Origin of the sequence: Microcoleus sp. B3-D2, from assembly GCF_036705345.1 — a bacterium.
Lineage (GTDB): Bacteria > Cyanobacteriota > Cyanobacteriia > Cyanobacteriales > Microcoleaceae > Microcoleus.
In genome coordinates this window covers 32,644-52,158 of record NZ_JAUBUG010000001.1, presented here as the reverse complement: position 1 = coordinate 52,158, position 19,515 = coordinate 32,644, and the positions used below count along the sequence as shown (strand labels likewise).

Sequence of the window (19,515 nt, the reverse complement as noted above, 5' to 3'; positions counted from 1 at the left end):
GCGATGCGGAGTAACAATCAAACTCCATCGTCTAAATATCCAGGGGGAGTACATCTGGATCATGCAAAGAATATTCAAATTCCATCAGCTACAGAGCGTTTTCGTACTGAGAGAGGAATAATAGAGGCAATTTTTGATAACGAGCTGCATGGCTTACCCCCTGAATTAATGAAAATTGTTCGACCATGCCCAATGGGAAGTAGGACAAACCCGCTTTGTTATGAGCCAGGTGGGAGTGATGTAGTAGTCGCTTATAGTCTCGGTGATGCTATTTTGTATAACAGGATTAAGAATGTTAAGTCGTACATTAATGCATTCGAGCGAAAAGATCCCAGCTTTCATCTACGCATTGAGTCAATATATGGGCGTTTTTCTGAGAAAAATGAACGCGGAATGGGTGTCTTTTCGCCAATATGGTATCGTGACAGGGACGGAGACTTTCATAAGGCCATAGAAGCTTGCTTGGAAAGATATGAAAAACAGATTGTGGTGGGTCATAAAACATTGCATGAAGAAGCCAAGAACTATTGGAAAACTACTTATGGTCTTTCCGATCGAGAAGTTGAAAATTTGCCGACGCTTTACAATCAGCACAAGCAGTATATGGAGGAAAATAGAAAGGATGCCATGAAAGCTCGCGGGGAAAGATATCCAAGAAAGATGAATATGCGAAAAACATTGCATGATGAAAAAGTAAGCCAAGAATCATGGCTAGACAACTTATGATCTTTCCGATCAACCCCCAAGTTGTACATCGACAAACTCAACAATATACTGTTACAATAATTATTACAAATGCTATGAATTGAGCAAAATTTTGTTCTGTGATGTCAATATCTCAGGGTTCGATTCTTAGTTTCTTTCTTTGCCTTCTTAGCGGTGCGGTGCGTCGCTGTGAGATTGTTGGTGGTGCTTCCAGATTTTTGGTGGCGACGCACCCTACGATTGCTATATATATGGCGGCACGGATTCCCATGATTTAATGATATGTCAAGGGCGCGAAAATGTCAAGCAAAATTGTAATTCGATCGCCCAAAATTTTTGCAATAATTCGATAAGTTGATCGCACTTATTTTTTAACTTTCAAATCTCCTGGGCTTTGTTTTTGTTGTCCGGTGCGGAAAACAACGACTCCGTTGTCAAGAGCAACTAAATCTATTTTAAGCGGGCCGGCGATGTAAGTGACATCTGTGGCGATCGCCTGAACGTCCAGCGGTTTCTCGTACTGCTGCAACTGCTCGATAAAACCAGCTAAAGTCTCAATCTGATTGTCGGCCACTTGAACTCTACCGCCCACAACACCGATCAGGCGAGCGCGAAATTGACAAGCTTCTATCAATTGCTGCAACTGCTGTCGCACCTGTTCGTCGGTCAAAGTCACCGGATCGACAGCAACCCCTGCAATCACATCTCCGGCGCGGAAAACAACTCGATTGATTTCTGCTTCTGCAAATACCTTAATTAGCTTTTCTTCCCGCAGGTAATTAGCGCCGGCGACAATCCGCACCACGTAGTCTTGACCGTCTTTAACCTGACTAATTAGTTGATCGATTTCTGCTTTAGTAATTTGAATAACCTGCTCTTTAGCCTTCTTATTTTCCGGCTGCATCAGTTCGACGGTTGTTTTATTTGCTTCTTGCAAGAGTCGATCGATCGCGCGGCTCGCCATACCGGGTTCGATAATGCGAACGACGCCAGCAGCTAAAATTTGACCGCGCCTGATGGCAACTGTACCCTCGCGGATTGCCTGAAAGTCGCGTTCCAAAACTTGCACTTGCTGCTGCAAGACAGTTTGTTGCTGTTCGAGTTGAGCTTGTTGCTGTGCCAAGGTTTCTAAGAGTGCTTCCCTCTCGGCAATTACTTTGTCGCGCTCGACAATAGTTCGATCGCGCTCGGCGAGATTTTGCACCCGCTGGGCAATTTCCTTGTCTCGCTGGGCAATTAGTTCGTTGCGATCGACAATTGCTGCGTCTCGCTTAACAATTTCTCCCTCTCGCTGGGCAATTTCCTTGTCCCGCTGGGCAATTTCTGCGTCTCGCTTGGCAATTTCTGCGTCTCGCTGGGCAATTTGAGTTTTTACCTGCTCTCGCTGCTCGATTAACTGTTGGCGTTCCTCTTGCAGTTGGGCGATTTCCGATCCTAAAGTCGTTTTTTGAGCAGAAACTGTTTTCAATTGGTTCTCAGTGCGATCGAGCTGAGCTTGTGTAGTCGATCGGATCGTTTCAACCAGTTTCAATTGTTCTTCGGTGCGGGATTTAGCTGCTTCCACGCTGCTGAGCTGTTCTTCTGTCTTAGATTTAGCCGCTTCTACCTGACTTAACTGCTGTTCAGTTTTAGACTTGGCTGCTTGCACGCTGTTGAGCTGGGCCCGCAGCGAGTTTAATTTTGTTTGCGTCCGAGCTTGCTCGGCATTAGCTGCTTGGAGCGATTGATTAATTTGCTCTAAATTGGCTCTAGCTTGCGCTTGAGCGGCTCTGGCTCGAGCTAATTCACTTTCAACTCGATTTTTTTCTTGAGTGGCCTGGTTGATTTCTCTGCGGGCGTTGTTGAGCCTTTTTTGAATCTCGTCTATTCTAAAAACTCCCGTTCGCAGCGGCTTGCTAGTAGCAAACAAAATGGCCAGAGTAATTGCTGACAGGATGCTGCCGGCCATCACTGTCACAACAACAGCAGTATCGCGGGGGCGAAGCTTGAACAAGCTCAACCTTGCCTTGCCGACTTTCGTCCCAAGGCGATCGCTGACAGTGGCGATCACACCCCCCAACACTAACATTACAAATACCAGGATGTATCCAGCAGTCATTCCGATTTTAGATTTTGGATTTTGGATTTTGGATTGAATCTAAAATCCAAAATCCAAAATCCTATACTTTCTCGGCATCAAGTGAATTGCTGGCTTAAAGCCACCGGGTTGTGGACTGTGATCTTTTTCTTGTGGATCGAGATCATTGTTTCTTGCCTGAGATCCCCCAGCAAACGAGTCACCGTTACCCGAGTCGAGCCGATCGCTTCGGCGATCGCCTGGTGGGACAGCTTCAAATCAATCGTAATCCCCTCTGTACCGGGCACGCCAAAATCCCGGCACAGAATCAGCAAAAAGCTGACCAGTCTCGAACCCATATCTCGGTGGGCCAGCGTTTCAATCATCATCTCGGTTTGCAAAATCCGAGACGACAGTCCCCGCAGCATCACCATCGACAGTTCCGGGTCTTCCTTGAGCGCTTTCTCGACTTGTTCGATCGGCAACGAGATCAACTCTACCGGCGTAAAGGCTACCGCGTGGTAAAACCTGTCCGATCGGTGTCCCGTAATCAGAGACAGCACCCCAAATACGCTATTTTCGCGCAGGAGGGCGACTGTAATTTCTTCCCCTGCTTCGTACACCCTGGAGAGCTTCACAGCACCTCTAATGAGAACGTAGACGCGCTCAGCCGGGTCTCCAGGGAAAAAAATTGTCTTGCCCCGTTCAAAGGTTTCCACAATGGGTGGAAACGCCCCGCCGCTGATTTGGCGGAACACGGCTGCTAGCGGTCTATCATGCGTCACGACTAGATCCTTCTGTACTAATCAATACTTTATAACTTGCCGATTAACCTTATTGAGTAAATATACTGCCCAACCTCCAATATCCAAGGATTCGGTTACTTCCATCTAATGTTAAGGTAAACACGCACTGTATGATTAAATCTAGCCCTTCTCTTAACTTTTTCAATTCCGCCCCCATGTAGCTCCACAGCAAAATTAATATAATTGTGTCTCAATTGTGTCTCAATTGTGTCTCAATTGTGTCTCAATCAGTTAAAGCTGAATCAGTTGTGTCTAAACTGGCGGGGTTGTCGCACAGAGCCAATGAGAACGGTGCTAGTTGCTTCTAGAAGAAATACAGATGATAGATTTGACCGGAAAAAATGCTCTTGTTACGGGCATTGCCAACAATCGCTCGATCGCCTGGGGTATCGCTCAGCAGCTCCACAAAGCTGGGGCCAACCTCGGCATAACTTATTTGAAGGACGAGAAAGGCAAGCACGAGCGCAAAGTCGCTGAACTGGTGGAACCGCTCAATCCCAGTCTGTATTTGCCCTGCAATGTCCAAGACGAGAGCGAAATTGAGTCTACTTTTCAAACCATCGCCGACAAGTGGGGCAAGTTAGATGTCCTGATCCACTGTCTGGCTTTTGCCGGCAAGGACGAACTTTCGGGAGATTTCACCAACACTTCGCGCCAAGGTTTTTCCAATGCTTTGGATATTAGCGCTTACTCGCTGGTACGGCTTTGTGCAGCAGCTAAACCGCTGATGGCCGAGGGTGGCAGTATTGTGACGTTGACTTATTTGGGCGGCGTCCGGGTAGTTCCTAATTATAATGTGATGGGAATTGCTAAGGCGGCTTTGGAAATGAATGTTCGCTATCTGGCTGCTGAACTGGGCCCGTTAAATATTCGGGTAAATGCGATTTCTTCTGGCCCGATTCGGACTCTGGCTTCGTCAGCAGTTGGCGGTATTCTGGACATGATCCACCACGTTGAGGAAGTGGCGCCGCTGCGGCGGACGGTGACTCAGCAGGAAGTGGGAAATGCTGCGGCTTTTCTGTGCAGCAATCTCGCTAGCGGAATTACGGGCCAAGTTTTGTATGTCGATGCTGGTTACGAAATCATGGGAATGTAACAGTTGTCGAGAATTTTGAGTTATGTAGGGGCGGGTTGAGACAATAAACTTTAACTTTAACAAGTAAGTTTTATGCAAAAACCGCCCCTTTCGAGAGTTTTGAGTTGTGGATAATTCTCTTAACTAAACACTTGAGAATCAGCGCTGCTCAATCTGTAATCTTCAATTACTAATTATCAATAACTAATGAATGACCCCTTGCGAATTATGGAGATAATAGATCGCCCTTCTGTGCCTCCTGCAACTTCAGTTCAACCAGCTAGGGCCGCCTTGGTGAAACGCACGACACTGGAAACGGATGTCACGGCCAGCCTCAATCTAGACGGTGTAGGAACTTGCAAGGCGTCTACGGGGATTCCGTTTTTAGACCATATGTTGCACCAGATTGCTTCTCACGGATTGATCGATTTGGACGTGCAGGCGATCGGTGATTTGGAGATTGACGACCACCACACGAACGAGGATGTGGGAATTACCTTAGGCCAAGCGCTGGCAAAAGCTGTCGGCGATCGATCGGGCATTTCTCGCTTCGGGCATTTCATCGCACCATTGGATGAAGCTTTAATTGAAGTAGTGCTAGACTTTTCGGGACGGCCTCACTTAAGTTACAGCTTGGAAATTCCCAACCAGCGGATCGGCACTTACGATACTGAATTAGTCAAAGAGTTTTTTTCGGCGGTGGTGAACCACACTCAAATGACGCTGCATATTCGACAGTTGCAGGGGGGAAATTCTCATCACATTGTGGAAGCGGCGTTTAAAGCATTTGCGCGAGCTCTGCGGATGGCGGTAGAAATCGATCCGCGGCGCGCCAGTCGGATTCCGAGTTCTAAAGGAGTTTTGTAGTATGGGGTTTGCAGTTGCCCGATCGAGCGCAACTGCAAACCTGCTACTTTCAGTTATTATCGCCCTATAATTAAACCTATGAAAGCTAATAAAACAAATTTAGTTGAGACTAATAACATATCCAATAAAGGTAGTTACAGTATCTCTCCTTCACTCGATGAGAAAGAAGCGAGAGAAACGGCACCAATCTCAGATTTTTCCGACAGAATTTTTGAAGGTGACTGTCGTAATATATTGCCTCTGTTACCAGCACAGTGTGTCGATCTAATTATTACATCTCCTCCCTATGCAGACAAGCGAAGTAAAACCTATAGCGGCATGAAAGCTGATGATTACGTCACTTGGTTTTTACCTATAGCTGAAGAATTGCAGCGGGTTCTCAAACCCACAGGCTCGTTTATTCTCAATATTAAAGAACCTGTTGTCAATGGGGAGCGACACACTTTTGTGATTGAGATAATATTAGCTTTACGAAAACAAGGCTGGCTTTGGGTGGAAGAGTATTGCTGGCACAAAAAGAACTGTTTCCCTGGAAAATGGCCAAATCGTTTCCGAGATTCATGGGAACGCTGCTTGCATTTCACCATGAACAAACAATTTGCTATGTATCAAGAAGCTGTGATGGTACCTATGGGCGATTGGAAAAATAAGAGGTTGACCAAATTGAGCGAGACAGACAAGCAGCGGGACAATTCCAAAGTTGGCAGTGGCTTTGGTAAAAATGTTTCTAATTGGGTCAATCGCGAGCTGGCTTACCCCACAAATGTTTTGCATTTAGCAACAGAATGCAGCAATCGGGGACACAGTGCAGCCTTTCCAGTAGAATTACCAAAATGGTTTATTAAATTGTTCACGCAATATAATGATGTAGTTTTAGATCCCTTCATGGGGTCAGGGACAACGGCTGTCGCTTGTCAAGAGTTAAATCGTCGATTTATTGGAGTAGAATTGAATGCAGAATACTGCACTATTGCTCAAAATCGTTTGCGCGAAGCAACTCAATTAACATTATGGGAGAAAGGCAGTGAGTATTCTATCAATCAGCCCTGATGAGCTAGAAGCTTTGATTAAGAAACAACTCGACATATTTTATGACCGCCGCATTAAAAAGCTTTCACACTTAGATTTGTGGGATACTTTACGGCGAAAAAATCCATATTTGTTTCGTGCTATCGGTATGCAGGATGGCTCGGAAATTGTCAAAGAATTACTTCAAGCGTATATGTCATCATCAGATGAAGGTCTATTTGGTCATATATTTTTTGAGCCAATTGCTCAAGCTGTTGGTGGAGGCGTGGCAGCCACTGATGTCGGCATGGATGTGGTTATTGACACGCCTCAAGCTTACACTGTCGTTCAAGTTAAATCTGGCCCAAATTGGGGAAATGCAGACCAGAAACGTAAGTTAAAAGATAACTTTGAAAATGCTCAGGCTATGTTTCTTAGCAAAAACATTAACAAGCAGTTTAGGGCATTACTAGGACAATGTTATGGACGCGCCACCAGTGAACCGAGTGATAAGCGACTTTATGCAGTCCGGTCTGGTCAGTCATTCTGGGAAGAAATTACAGGCGATCCGGAATTCTATCTTAAACTGATCCGATTAATGAAAGATTATCCTAGTCGGCATCGCCCTGATTATCAAGATGCTTGGAGTAATGCAGTCAATAGATTTACTAAGGAGTTTCTAGAACACTTTTCTACATCAGAAGGGTCATTAGATTGGGAAAAAATTGTTCAGCTTAACAGTGGAAAGATACCACCAAGAAAGCCAAGAAAAAAAAAGTAAGTCCTCTATCTAATTTTAACCATGTGTTCATTATTTGAACCCCTAAAATCCAAAAGCAAGAGCATCAAGCATATGCTTACCCTTCTCCCGCCCCACTTCTTGATATATATCCAAAAGTTCTTCGTAGGCAGTCTCTCCCCCTATAATATTCCAAAACTCATGTCCCATAATGACAGCTTGTTCAAAAGGCGTGTACTTCCTTGCCACTGGCCATTTATAATCTGAACGATTTGGCCCGTAAGGATTGTAAGCCATAGCATAATAAGATTGAGCATCGGGCCGAGACAGTCCGCACAGTAAATGATATCTCAGCAGGCGTTGAATTACCTCCAAACATTGCCCTTTGTTGGGTTTCGATCCTTTAATTTCAAAGAAAAATTTCCTCCCGTCATGGGATAGGACGTACAAATCTGCTTTGACTCTGACCGATCGCGTAACTAAATGGTTCGTTTTTTGAGCCACAAGAACAGCTTCTATCATTTCTTCAAAAGCAGGTTTATTTGCATTATTGTCTGCTGACTGTTCAAATAGCGCTATCTGACGCTCAATTTCATTGATAGCCTCTATGCTAACTTCGCCAGAAATTTCATAGCTTCTGCTTGCTTCTTGGTGATGTTCCAAAGCAATGAGTTTTGCACATTCTTCATAAGTTGTGCCCAAGCTGCTGCTGAAACCTCTTTCAAACTCGTTAATTCGGAGCAATTCTGAGGGCATAATAGCAGCCTGGAATGGTTTCAATTGACCTTTAGAGGATTTGCATGATAAATATGCTGCTGGAATATCAAGTTTCGGTATTAGCCGTCCTCTGTATTCATTGACAAGATTGTCGATGAAAACTTCTAAGTATGCTTTGATTATGACGCGGGTAGTTGAGCTAATAGCTGACATTATTTTACTGCCAACATTCTGTTGACGAGACTTGTTGAAAACTGTAATACCAAATTGGGATGACGATCGTTGGTGAGGAAACTTGACAAGCAGCGGCCAGACAACTTTTTTTAAGCTGGCTAGATTGGGGAGTAGTTTAAAAAATTAACCCTATGGATTCACTAACTTTTTTGCAGAAGATCAAGCTGACAGCGACAAGACAGGAGACTCCTGCCGAATCGGAATCTCAATAGTAAACTCTGTTCCCCCGCCTGGTGCAGAAATACACCCCAAGCTTCCCCGGTGTTTTTCCACTACAATTTGCCAGCTAATCGACAACCCAATCCCTGTGCCCTTACCGGGGGGTTTTGTCGTAAAAAACGGGTTAAATACGTGGCGACGAACCTCTTCCGATATCCCTGGCCCATTGTCCACAATTCGGACAGCTACCCAATTGCTGCTTGTTACTTCTGTGCTAATCCGAATCACGCTAGGATTCGCTTTAATTTCTTCTAGCGATCTCTGCGTGTTCCACTCGTCAATAGCATCGATCGCATTTGCAAGTACATTCATAAATACCTGATTCATTTCTCCCCCATAACAGTCCACTTCGGGCAGGTTTGGGCAATAGTCCCGCACTACTTCAATCGAGGGGCGGTCTGAGTTAAATTTTAGCCGACTCTGTAAAATCATCAGCGTGCTGTCGATCCCTTCGTGAAGGTTGACCGATCTCATTTCATATCCTTCTTGCCGTGCGAAGAGGCGCAAAGATAAAACGATTTCGCGGATGCGATCGGCTCCTAAGTACATCGATTTGAACATTTTAGGCAAGTCGTCTTTGAGATAATCTAGCTCGCTTGTGGCGATTTCTGCTTGTATATCTGGAGCCGGATTAGGATAGTGCTTTTCGTAGAGGTCAAGGATAGTGACCAAAGTTTTTGAATATTCCAGAGCATAAGAAAGATTTCCATAAATAAAATTAATTGGATTATTGATTTCATGGGCTACGCCAGCTACGAGCTGACCTAGCCCGGACATTTTTTCGCTCTGAATGAGCTGGCTTTGCACCTGCTTGAGTTCGTGCAGGGAATTTTCGAGCTCTAGGGCTTTGTGCCGCTCTCGCGCTTCCGATGCTTGCAAAGCTGCTTCTGCAAGCTTGCGTTCAGCAACCTCCTGGTTGAGGCGTTCATTCGTTTGGGAAAGTTCAGCGGTGCGCTGTTCTACTCGCGTCTCTAGCTCTTGTGTCAAAACTTGTAGGTCGGCTTGCGCTCGCTCGCGCTCGACAATTTGCGCCTGAAGCTTTTTAGTTAGATTTCGCAGATTCAGGTGCGTGATAGCCCGAGCTAAAACTTCTTCCTGTTGAAGGGGCTTAGTGATATAATCAACTCCCCCCACATTAAAGCCTTTGACTTTGCTTTCTGTATCGTCCAGCGCGGTCATAAAAATAACTGGGATATCTTTAGTTAAGTCATTTGCTTTTAGATTTTGACAGGTTTTAAATCCGTCCATCTCTGGCATCAGAACATCCAACAAAATTAAATCCGGCTGGGAATATTGCACTTTTTTGAGAGCGCTAGACCCACTGCGAGCTACCCAAACAGTGAAGCCAGATGCGCTCAAAAAATCCAATACTGAACCCAGATTAGTGGGCGTATCATCCACAATTAAAATGGTGCCTCTGTCTAAAGATTCGCTAGTCATTTTTACTCCTCATCTAAACTGTTGAACAAATTCTACTAATTTGTCTTCTTCAAAGTTTTTAGTTAATTCAAGCAACTGATTGACAAAAGGTGCATAACGCATATCTATTGCCTTCAGCTTGCTGGCTCGCTTCTCAATACTGAGGAGTTCACCTTTCATCGCTAAATCGAACAGGACTGCAACTTCTTCCGAAGGGGGAGCAATCATTTGTTGGTCTTGGATTTGGGAAGAGGCATCGGTAAATATACCTTCTGAACTGAAAGTTGTTCGCTCCTCATAAACCCATTCTAAACCTAAATGGTTTCCCAAGCATTCTAATAACTTTTCTGCCCGAATTGGTTTGAGGAGAAAAGCGTTGCAGCCAGCCTGGAAAATGCTGTGGGGATCGCCCGATAAAATGCTAGCAGAAGTTCCGATCGCGATTACATCTTTCAATGCAGGGATTTTTCGGATCCGCCTCACCGCTTCAAAGCCGTCCATGACTGGCATTACTAAGTCAATTATAATACAGTCCGGCTGAAATAACAGCGCTTTATTCACGCAGTCTTGACCGTCCGTTGCCTCCATTAATTCAAACCCAATAGGATCTAAAAGATTAACTAGGACAGAGCGATTTTCCCAGCGATCGTCAACTACTAAAATTTTCCGCCGATCGCCTGAGAAACCCCTGATAATTTTTTCAGTTTCTTTTTGATACCCTTCCCAGTTTTCGGTAATAGGCAACTCTAACTCAAACGAGAAAATACTGCCTTTACCTAAAGAGCTTTTTACTTTCAGTTCGCCGCCCATCATCTCCACTAATTGGCGACTAATTGGCAGCCCTAATCCTGTCCCCTCTATCTGGCTAACTGAACCGCTGGCTTGCTCGAAGGGCAAAAATATTTTTGAGAGTTCCTCCGGCGCGATGCCAATGCCTGTATCTTCTACTTGGAAAATAAATTTCGCTGTTAGGGATTGGGGATTGGCGATTGGTGATGACAAAGATTGCTGAGTCTCCAGCCTGTCTACTTTAAAACTAACGCCTCCTTTTTCGGTGAATTTTATGGCATTACCGAGTAAGTTGATGAGAATTTGCCGCAACCTTTTTTCATCGGCTTGGACGCAAGTGGGAAGTGGAGTTAGCGGTTCGTAAATCAAAGAGATTCCCTTCTGTTGGGCGCGAATCTGGCAGATTTCAGTAATGCCTTGGAGAAAGTCTGACAGGTGAAACTCGGTGAGGTAGAGTTCCATTTTTCCGGCTTCGATTTTGGACAGGTCTAGAACGTCATTGATCAGAGTTAGGAGGTGTTCGCCACACTGATGAATGATGTTAATACCAGAATTTTGCTGACTGGTTAAACCTGTGTCTCGTTTGAGGATTTGGGTATAACCTAAAATGCCGTTGAGCGGTGTGCGAAGTTCGTGGCTCATGTTGGCGAGAAATTGGCTCTTGGCGCGGTTTGCGGCTTCGGCCGCTTGCTCGGCTCGCTGTCGCTCTTGAATTTCCACTTCTAGGCTCGTATTTTTGCCTTTTAATTCCTCGGTTCGCTCTTCTACTTTGACTTCTAAAGTGTGATAGAGGTTGGCATTTTCTAAGGCGATCGCAGCTTGTCCCGATAGCATCCGCAACACTTCTACCCGCTTCGGCGTGAAAGCGCCAGCAATCACGTTGTTTTCTAGGTACAGGATGGCACTTAACTTACCTTGAGATAGGATAGGCGCACACAAAATTGATTTTGGTTTGTGTTGGGCAATGTAGGGGTCGGCGTTAAAGATTTCCTCGCGGCTGGAATCATTTAAAACGACATCTTTCTGAGTTCTGGTGACGTAATTAAGTACCGAGATAGGCACTTGCCCATAAGTTGATACTGGTAAAGATTCTAGCACTCGGACTCGATCTTTAGTCCCCGCCGCTTCTATAACAAGTTGACCCTCTTTTGAGAGAATAAGCGATCCAGTTTCAGCGCCGGCGTTTTCTATCAAAATTTTCATTAACTTGGTGAGCAAGTTAGGTAGAACAATTTCGCTAGAAATGGCAATAGATGCTTTCATTACAGTTGCCAAGTCTAGCAACTCTGGTTGACCGCCTGTAATGGTCAAAGGAGCAATTGTCATCTTAGGATCTAAAGGGGTTTCGGTGACCGCAGGCGATCGCGCTATTAATTTCGGGTATTTTTCTTCTAGATGTTTAACTTTAGCTACAGATCCCCAGCGCATATAGGCATAATAAGCATCGGTCATGTAGGTGCGGGCAATCTTTTCTTTACCCCATGAACAATAGAATTTAGCAGCGAGTTCCTGAGCTAGTGCTTCTTCGTTGATATACTCGTTTTCTTTAGCAAGAGCGATCGCTTTGTCGTACATCTCGATCGCTTCTACTTTTTCGCCTAAAACACGATATTTTTCGGCCTCTACTAAATAGAATTTATGCAGATGATTCATTGGGGCATACTGCGCCCATTTTTGCAATTTCTCTTGATTAGCTTGTACTCGGTTAAGAATGTCCTGTTGGTCGGACTGCGAAGTTTCAGGATACACAGCTAGCCGTACTAGAGAATCGTAGAAATAGAAGATAACAACAGTTAGCTGCCCTGTAGACGATCCGAAAGAACTTTCTACTTGAGGGATGTTCTTTAAAGCTTCCGCGTAATTTTCAAACACATAACAAAGCGCAACTTTGTGCAAGTATAAGTAATGAATTGCCAGTTGGTTGTTGGTTTGCTGATATAGCGGCAGCATTTTCTCTTCGTCGTATACTTCCCCCTTTAACAGGCAGAAATTTGCGCTTTTTCCCATCATGTTTAAGACTGCTTGCCAACAGATTTTTGTATTGTTAAGCGCTGTTTCTTGGCTGATTTTATGAATTGCATCTGTGTAAGTTGCTATCTCTTGTTCGAGTTGCATTAGTTGCTTCCCAACAAAAAACGAGTAATGACTCCACACCATGACGGCATAGCCAGCATATTCTAAATCTCCAGTTTCCAGCCCAGTAGAGAAAGCCGACAGGAAAGGCTCTAACGTATTCCGGACGTGTTCTTTCCAATGTTGAACGGCAGCATACACTAAGTGGCAAGTCTTGACTTCGATTTCTTTGGCATTTAACTTTGACACTAGACGTAAAGCTAATTGGCCCAACTCATAGCCCCGCTCAATATCTCCTACCGCCCCGCAAAGAAGAAGACTATATACCGCATATGCAAAGGGAGACACAGAAGCATTGCCATATTGAACGGATAAATCGACCTGTTTGCACACTGTTAAAGGCACCAGTGCGGGCATCCCAGAATAGCAAGCAGAAAATATACTTGACAAAATCCTGATCGCTGCTAATTGATAAGGATCGGTCATTTCAGGGAGATCGATTAAGTCCTCAATTCGGGTTCCGCTCAAAATTGCCGCAGTTTCCCCCAGCGCCTGGCCAATATCAGATGGGTTTGGCGAGTCGGGAAACTCTACCTCCAACTGCTTTAAGACTTGCAGCCCCGTATTCAATGCTTCGACCAGCTTGTTCTGCGCCATATAAGCTTGAATCTGGACTTCGTACACTTTTACTTTGTCCAATAGCGTGTTGGCGCAGTTTTGTACTATCTCAACGAATCTCTGCATTCCGTCAAAATCACCACTCAAATATGCTGACTCTGCTGCTTCCTCATGCAGCCTTAATGTCAGTTCATACCGATTGTCCCAACTATCTACCGCTAGCAGAGATAAACCCACTTGCAAATATTTGACGGCGGAATCGTGGGCTGTAGCAGCTTTCGCTTTCTGACCTGCAATCAGATTCAATTGGGCTAGTTCATATTTTTGGGATTCAGTGGTAAGTAAGTCAGTACCATAATTGAGTTGGTTAACTAAAGCGAAAATATTTTCTTTTCGGTCTTCGGGCGTTGTACTTTGCAGCAGCAGTTGACCGATTTTTAAGTGGGTCTCTTTTTTCTGCTCATCTGGAATCAAAGAATAGGCAGCTTGCTGCACTCGGTCATGTAAAAACTTGTAGTCAACCTTCACATCAGTTAAGGTAAAACCGCCCGATTCTTCCTGACTAAATACGAGGGGAATTTTGTATTCGTTGCTCAAAGGTAAAATCAACCCAGCTTGAAGTGCTGCCCACAATTGCGCTGCCGTGACTAAGGAAGATTCCTGATTGACAATCGCCAAAACTTCTAAGTTAAAAGTGTTGCCAATACAAGCAGCAAATTTTAATACTTTTTGGGTATCTTCTGGCAATTTGCGTATGTTTCTAGCAATCAGTTCGACAACATTGTAATCGGTGATGCCGATCGCTTGAATTTGCTCGATATTCCATTGCCAACCCCCCTGTGTCCCCCCTTGGTAAGGGGGGATTAGGGGGGTGAAGTTATAAGTCAAAAAATCTTCTTGATAGAGAGTTTTGAGGAGTTGACTTATGAAGAAAGGATTGCCCTGCGTTTTATTAAAAAGTAGAGACGCGAAATTTCGCGTTTTTACAGACAGGGCTTCCGAACCGCCCGATTCATTTAAAGTATCCGCAATTAATTCTTCGACATGAACTAGGTGTAATGGTTGAAGGACAATATTATTCACCGTCGCACCACTTTGGCGAATCTTGTCAATTGTTTGAATCGTCGGATGAGTTGGAGAAACTTCGTTATCTCGATATGCCCCAATCAGCAATAAATACTTGCTATCAGAATCAGTTATTAGCAATTCAATTAACTTCAACGATGCTGAATCCGCCCACTGCAAGTCATCGAGGAAGATAACTAAGGGATGGTCAATAGTCGTAAATACGCCAATGAATTGTTTAAAGACGCGGCTGAAACGGTTTTGAGCTTCAGTTGCCCCTAGTTCTGCTACGGGTGGCTGTTTGCCAATAATTAATTCGACTTCAGGGATAACATCAATGATGACTTGTCCGTTATCGCCTAAAGCGGATAACAGTTTTTCTTTCCAAGTTCGGATTTCTACTTCGCCTTCGGTTAGAAGTTGCTGAGTTAAGGATTGGAATGCTTGAATCAGGGAAGCATAAGGAATATTGCGCTTGAACTGGTCAAATTTCCCCGCAATAAAATAGCCTCGTTGCCGCACAATGGGTTTGTGAACTTCATTGACCAAAACTGTTTTGCCTATCCCGGAATAACCGGAGACCAGCATTAATTCGGTGGTGCCACTGGCAACGCGATCGAAAGTTTCTAGAATTTCTTCAATTTCTTTGTAGCGACCGTAGAGCTTTTGCGGTATATTTAATTGCCCTGCTTTATCCGCACTTCCAACAACAAAGTTGGAAATATCTCCGCTAGCCTGTAGTTGGATAAAACAAGTTTCTAAGTCAAATTTTAGTCCCTCTGTGCTTTGGTAGCGGTCTTCAGCATTTTTAGCTAATAACTTCATCGCAATCGCTGAAATTTGGGGTGGGATTTCAGGATTTAGCTGGTGAGGGGGAATGGGAGTTTTGGCAATATGGCTGTGTACCAATTCCAGCGGGTCTGTGGAATTAAAGGGCAACTCGCCTGTGAGCATTTCATAGAAGGTAACGCCTAGTGAATAAAAATCAGTGCGGTAGTCAATTGACCGATTCATCCGGCCAGTTTGTTCTGGCGACATATAGGCGAGTGTGCCTTCGAGCAAATCTGGATGGCTGAGCGTCGAATTTTCTCGCTCCAGGCGCGAAGCGATGCTGAAATCAATAATTTTAACTTTTTCAGTGGCGGGGTTGATGATAATATTTTGTGGCTTTACATCTTTATGAATAATGTTATGTTTGTGGAGTTCTGCTAAGGCAGAGACAAGCTGGAGAGCCAAAGAAAGAAATTGAATGATTGAGACTTTTTTACCCTTCATCCAATCATTGAGAGACTCGGAGCCGGAATCTTCTAATATCAGTGCTAAACCGTTTTTATAGCTTTCTAAACTAATGGCTTTGATAATCGATTCTACGTTCAAGCTGTGCAGGATTTGATATTCGTGTCGCAAGCGGGTGATGTCCGAAAGAGTGGGATACTCAGCCTTTAGCCTTTTGACGATCACGCTGGAAAAGTCTGAATCCTTCCGAGCGCGATCGACTGAAGTTCTTATCCCGCTGTGGAGGGTTTCAACGAATTGATAGCCAGCTAAGTTGATGGTCATTGTTATTCTACCGATCGCAAGGGAATTGAGTGTGAGGTTAAGGCCGGTTTTAAAAGTTAATTATTATTGGAGCTGATCGTAACATAGTAATTTACTCAACAAAAGTGAGCTCATGTTTCGCTTCTGGCAATCATGGTCTCATGAGATTGTGTTGTTAACTGTGCTGCCTCAAGGCGCGTTTTGGGTGTTTGTTGGGGGATTAGTTGGCTGCACTTTCAAGGGGGATGTCGATCGAGTGTTTTGCCGTTGCTGATAATTATCGTTGTCAACCATCACCTCAAACCGAATCATCTATCCATCCGTAAGCCGAACAATCCCAATGAACAGGCGGCGTTTCATACTGGGGGTAAGTCATTTCACATTGGGGACACCGGTCAGTAAACAGTGGGTGGGTATCCAAAAGTTCTAACTGTTTTTCTTTCTGGTGTCCACCGCTGTCTCGGTTGCAGAATCAATTCGCCACCATAGTAGCTTGCCCCTTCGGCTTCCCACACTTCATCGGGTTCAGCGTTGGCGTCTGCTCAAAAGTCGGGGCAAGTGTCGGTGTCTGAGCCTGTGGGATGAACTGCACAGATTAAGTGTGGGTTGGGGGCGATCGAGGAGAGAGCGATCGCATTCGGGAAGTTTGGGCATGGCGACAGTGGGGTTTGGTTTTAGTTTGGCTCAAAATCAGAGTTGGCGGCAATCGCTGGCGCTGTGTAGCTTAGGCTCCCATTAGGTTCCTCGCTCCTTCAAGATAGAAAAGCCTGAGACGTTCGCCCAAAGGAGTCAAATCAGGCTCGCAGTTTAAAGGAGTCCTTAATAGTTCAACTTGTGCTCCATTTACCTCTGCCACCAAAACGAGTTCGTTTCCTGTTGCAGCTCCTGTAAACTTAGGAAAAAAATCATTTGGTAAAAATTCATTAGTGATGCCGTGCCTCTCCGAGAACTTTAGGTGAGTCCAGTCTATGTCAATTCGCTCGAAATCGCGGCTTTTCAAGTACGTTCTATTATGAACTGTACCAAAGCCTTTTCCAAGTTCCCTTGCAACAGTTCGACTCATGTTATAAAGTTCCCGATTAAGCTGTTGAGCAAGTTCTTTAAAAGACTGGCGTCGGGCATAATCAGATGAAGTTGATACTTTATTTTGAATTCGAGCAATATATTGTTGGGCATTGCGAGCGTTCTCAGTTTCAGAAATGCAAGCTATCAAGGCTTGTTGTAGCTCGGGTATAGATTGCCAGCGGTAGTCGATTTGAGTTCCAAAAGCTCGGTCAAAAATTCCATTCACTTTAGCCAGCAAATCATCAGGGATTTTAGCCAGAGCTTTTTGACTTTCCGGTCTTTGATGGGGCATTCTTCCTTCGTGGTCGAGCAAAGTGACAGGAGGCGAACCGACGATCACAAAAAATAATATCCCGCAGCATTGCGTAATATCTGCCCTGGGGTCGCGCTGCATACTGCTATTTACCTGGAGTTCGGGAAGTGCTAAAAATCTGTTTCCCAGTTGCTGCCAAGCGGGGGTTAAAATAGTTTTGTCAGTATCGGATTCATTAAACGATATGCCAAAATCTATAAGAACTGGAGCGCTGAGGTCATTGTTGCGGATGATAATGTTATCCGGTTTGATATCTCGGTGTACGATGCCAGCCTTGTGACAGTATAGTACGGTATCTAGAAGTTTCAGGACAAGATTAACAGCATCCCCAATCCCCATAGGTTGACCGAGCTCTAGGACTTGAGAAAGTGTTTTCCCTTCAATAAATTCACCAACCATGTAAAGCGGAACGTCGGCAGCAAATTGGTCGGAATTCGAGTCAATTAATTGCGGGATGCCGGGGCAATCGAGGGTTCTCAACGCAGCAACCTCTCTGTCCATTCTCTTGCGTCTTTCAGGATCTTTCTGATTTTTGAGTTTTTTTAATACACAAGTCTGAGACAAAATTTTAGGATCTTTAGGTTGGACAAGAAAAGTCTCGCCTTGTCCGCCACCACCAATCGGTTTGACTATTTCCCATTTTTCATCCCAAGGTTTGTTTTTCTGTTTGCTCATAGTTTTAAAAGTGTGGGTTGACGGAGATGATTACTCGTTCGCAAAGCGAGCAGAATTCATATAAAAATATTCGGGAGTTTTGCCTGACCATAATACAGTATATACTACACCATCCTGGGTTAGGCACTTAAGGCACAGCAGCACTTGGAGGCAGGCCCACACGCATCCACTGATACCGTAGCTGAGATAACGGCTTTCCGATGGTATGAGGTAAAGAAATATTAAGAAACCCCCGGTAGAGACTGGGTTATTTGAATCAAAACGCCAGCACCCCATCTAAAGTTTGCAACCAGAGAGCGGCCATTGGAGCGATCGCCAATGCTGTGTAGGTTCGCAGACTCAATAAAATTGGTGCCGACAAGCGTGAAATATTTTGGCAGACTAACTGGAATCAGCGCGGACTCACGGCATCTGTAGGTTTTTCGCTCGGCTTTCCCAAATAAAGAATACCGAGAGCAATTCTAGCTCCCGGTATGAGTTTTTCCAATTCCGTTGTTGTTAGGTAAATCCCATCAGGCTCAATTTGGTAAAATTTGTCTCACTCAATTAAGCGCAGCCTTCTGCGTACTGAGTTCACCATTCGTTACACCAAACGCCGATCGTTATTGGTTAGCCTGTTCCAGGGTCGGATTCGCTGTAGTTCCAGCAATTTGAGCCAAATTAATCTTGACGACTTTATTGCGAGCTTTAGTCACTTTGGGCAGCGTTAGCGTTAGAATGCCATCTTTGTATTCAGCTTGCACAGAGTCGTTTTCAATGTGTGCGGGCAAGGGAAGCGTCCGGTGGAATTTGCCATAGCGGAATTCTGAGCGGACGTAGCCGGGTTTTTCGTCTGTGTTTTCGTAGCGGCGTTCGCCAGAGATAGAAATTGCTTCCCGAGTGACTTGAACGTCAATGTCTTTGGGGTCAATTCCAGGCAGTTGCGCTTTTAATACAAAGTTGTCCCCAGCATCAGCAAATTCCACAGCGGGCACCCAAGTGGCTTGTGAGTTATCTTTCGTTGTTGCCCGTTGGTCAAAAACTTTATCGAGTTGCTGGCGGATCGTTTCAATTTCTGTGAATGGTTGCCAATAGCGCATCAACATAATCTGTCACCTCAAAGATTGGTAAGACTTTATAACGAAAGTTTGGGTTGAAGCTCGTTGCTTACAGTTATCATGATGCCGCTTTATAACTGGGAGCAACAGCCAGGAAAACCCCACTGAGTTGGTCGTATTTACCAGAATGAACGTGAAAGAATCAGAATTAATTGGCAGTGAAGAAAACCGTACAAAGCTATTCCTAGAAACCGACAATACTGGGGCAACGCCATGATGAGCCAGCCGATCGAACTCTGCACGGCGCGAGCGTCGGGGGAAGGAGCGCTGGTGTTGCCAACCGTACAAAAAATGCGGTGCGGGTGATGTGTAGCAGGGTAAGGAGGTGCAGAGCGGGCGCAAGCTGCTTTCTAATAGCCATCGCTCGCTCTCTGAGGGATCTCGCATAATCCCGATCGAGCTTAAATATCTCCCTTATTTCTTAGTCCGCAGAGGC

12 protein-coding genes and 1 pseudogene are annotated in these 19,515 nt (G+C 44.8%); 6 read left to right on the top strand and 7 right to left on the bottom strand.

Features of this window, described 5'->3' with window-relative positions:
• Nucleotides 1–726 (top strand): annotated as a pseudogene (locus tag QUB14_RS00215) (hypothetical protein); the annotation flags it as partial.
• A 343-nt stretch (nt 727–1,069) separates the two neighbouring features.
• Here the strand turns inward: QUB14_RS00215 and QUB14_RS00210 are convergent.
• Both QUB14_RS00210 and ntcA read right to left on the bottom strand, forming a co-directional pair.
• A complete protein-coding gene (locus tag QUB14_RS00210; RefSeq protein WP_333213826.1) occupies nt 1,070–2,803 on the bottom strand; it encodes a DUF3084 domain-containing protein in 1,734 nt (577 codons plus the stop codon).
• 77 nt (nt 2,804–2,880) lie between these two features.
• On the bottom strand, nt 2,881–3,546 hold the full coding sequence (gene ntcA, locus QUB14_RS00205; RefSeq protein ID WP_006634020.1) for a global nitrogen regulator NtcA: 666 nt from the start codon (nt 3,544–3,546) through the stop codon (nt 2,881–2,883).
• Nucleotides 3,547–3,886: 340 nt separating this feature from the next.
• Between ntcA and fabI the strand changes: the two genes are divergently transcribed.
• From fabI to QUB14_RS00185, 4 genes are all read left to right on the top strand, one after another.
• Nucleotides 3,887–4,663 (top strand): enoyl-ACP reductase FabI, encoded by a 777-nt coding sequence (gene fabI, locus QUB14_RS00200; protein WP_006634022.1) that lies wholly within the window; start codon nt 3,887–3,889, stop codon nt 4,661–4,663.
• Between the two features lie 207 nt (nt 4,664–4,870).
• On the top strand, nt 4,871–5,509 hold the full coding sequence (hisB, locus tag QUB14_RS00195; RefSeq protein WP_190657741.1) for an imidazoleglycerol-phosphate dehydratase HisB: 639 nt from the start codon (nt 4,871–4,873) through the stop codon (nt 5,507–5,509).
• 78 nt (nt 5,510–5,587) lie between these two features.
• Nucleotides 5,588–6,559 carry a site-specific DNA-methyltransferase gene (locus QUB14_RS00190; protein ID WP_333213828.1) on the top strand — a complete coding sequence of 324 codons (972 nt, stop codon included), beginning with the start codon at nt 5,588–5,590 and terminating at the stop codon, nt 6,557–6,559.
• Nucleotides 6,534–7,298: a PmeII family type II restriction endonuclease gene (locus tag QUB14_RS00185; RefSeq protein ID WP_333213830.1), complete on the top strand. Its 765-nt coding sequence runs from the start codon at nt 6,534–6,536 to the stop codon at nt 7,296–7,298. Before QUB14_RS00190 ends, QUB14_RS00185 begins: the two co-directional genes overlap by 26 nt.
• Before the next feature lie 42 nt (nt 7,299–7,340).
• Here QUB14_RS00185 and QUB14_RS00180 read toward each other — a convergent pair whose 3' ends face one another.
• The 3 genes from QUB14_RS00180 to QUB14_RS00170 form a co-directional block, all read right to left on the bottom strand.
• The gene (locus QUB14_RS00180; RefSeq protein WP_333213832.1) at nt 7,341–8,186 is read right to left on the bottom strand and encodes a TdeIII family type II restriction endonuclease; all 846 of its coding nucleotides are present in this window, start codon (nt 8,184–8,186) and stop codon (nt 7,341–7,343) included.
• Between the two features lie 180 nt (nt 8,187–8,366).
• Complete coding sequence (locus QUB14_RS00175; RefSeq protein ID WP_333213834.1) at nt 8,367–9,866, bottom strand: response regulator; 1,500 nt, start codon at nt 9,864–9,866, stop codon at nt 8,367–8,369.
• Nucleotides 9,867–9,875: 9 nt separating this feature from the next.
• The gene (locus tag QUB14_RS00170) at nt 9,876–15,950 is read right to left on the bottom strand and encodes an AAA family ATPase (RefSeq protein ID WP_333213836.1); all 6,075 of its coding nucleotides are present in this window, start codon (nt 15,948–15,950) and stop codon (nt 9,876–9,878) included.
• A gap of 578 nt (nt 15,951–16,528) precedes the next feature.
• Between QUB14_RS00170 and QUB14_RS00165 the strand changes: the two genes are divergently transcribed.
• Nucleotides 16,529–16,657, top strand: coding sequence for a hypothetical protein (locus tag QUB14_RS00165; protein ID WP_333213838.1), 129 nt, complete (start codon nt 16,529–16,531; stop codon nt 16,655–16,657).
• On the opposite strand, the gene QUB14_RS00160 is transcribed toward QUB14_RS00165, so the two are convergent.
• A complete protein-coding gene (locus QUB14_RS00160) occupies nt 16,654–17,982 on the bottom strand; it encodes a serine/threonine-protein kinase (RefSeq protein WP_333213840.1) in 1,329 nt (442 codons plus the stop codon). The genes QUB14_RS00165 and QUB14_RS00160 overlap by 4 nt on opposite strands.
• A 602-nt stretch (nt 17,983–18,584) precedes the next feature.
• Nucleotides 18,585–19,067 (bottom strand): Hsp20/alpha crystallin family protein, encoded by a 483-nt coding sequence (locus QUB14_RS00155; protein ID WP_333213842.1) that lies wholly within the window; start codon nt 19,065–19,067, stop codon nt 18,585–18,587.
• Nucleotides 19,068–19,515 lie beyond the last annotated feature (448 nt).

What these genes read in the sequence shown, in the direction of transcription:
- QUB14_RS00160 (WP_333213840.1), bottom strand. Translation starts at nt 17,982, where the DNA reads ATGAGCAAACAGAAAAACAAACCTTGGGATGAAAAATGGGAAATAGTC.
- QUB14_RS00210 (WP_333213826.1), bottom strand. Translation starts at nt 2,803, where the DNA reads ATGACTGCTGGATACATCCTGGTATTTGTAATGTTAGTGTTGGGGGGT.
- QUB14_RS00190 (WP_333213828.1), top strand. Translation starts at nt 5,588, where the DNA reads ATGAAAGCTAATAAAACAAATTTAGTTGAGACTAATAACATATCCAAT.
- fabI (WP_006634022.1), top strand. Translation starts at nt 3,887, where the DNA reads ATGATAGATTTGACCGGAAAAAATGCTCTTGTTACGGGCATTGCCAAC.
- hisB (WP_190657741.1), top strand. Translation starts at nt 4,871, where the DNA reads ATGGAGATAATAGATCGCCCTTCTGTGCCTCCTGCAACTTCAGTTCAA.
- QUB14_RS00180 (WP_333213832.1), bottom strand. Translation starts at nt 8,186, where the DNA reads ATGTCAGCTATTAGCTCAACTACCCGCGTCATAATCAAAGCATACTTA.
- QUB14_RS00155 (WP_333213842.1), bottom strand. Translation starts at nt 19,067, where the DNA reads ATGTTGATGCGCTATTGGCAACCATTCACAGAAATTGAAACGATCCGC.
- QUB14_RS00170 (WP_333213836.1), bottom strand. Translation starts at nt 15,950, where the DNA reads ATGACCATCAACTTAGCTGGCTATCAATTCGTTGAAACCCTCCACAGC.
- QUB14_RS00175 (WP_333213834.1), bottom strand. Translation starts at nt 9,866, where the DNA reads ATGACTAGCGAATCTTTAGACAGAGGCACCATTTTAATTGTGGATGAT.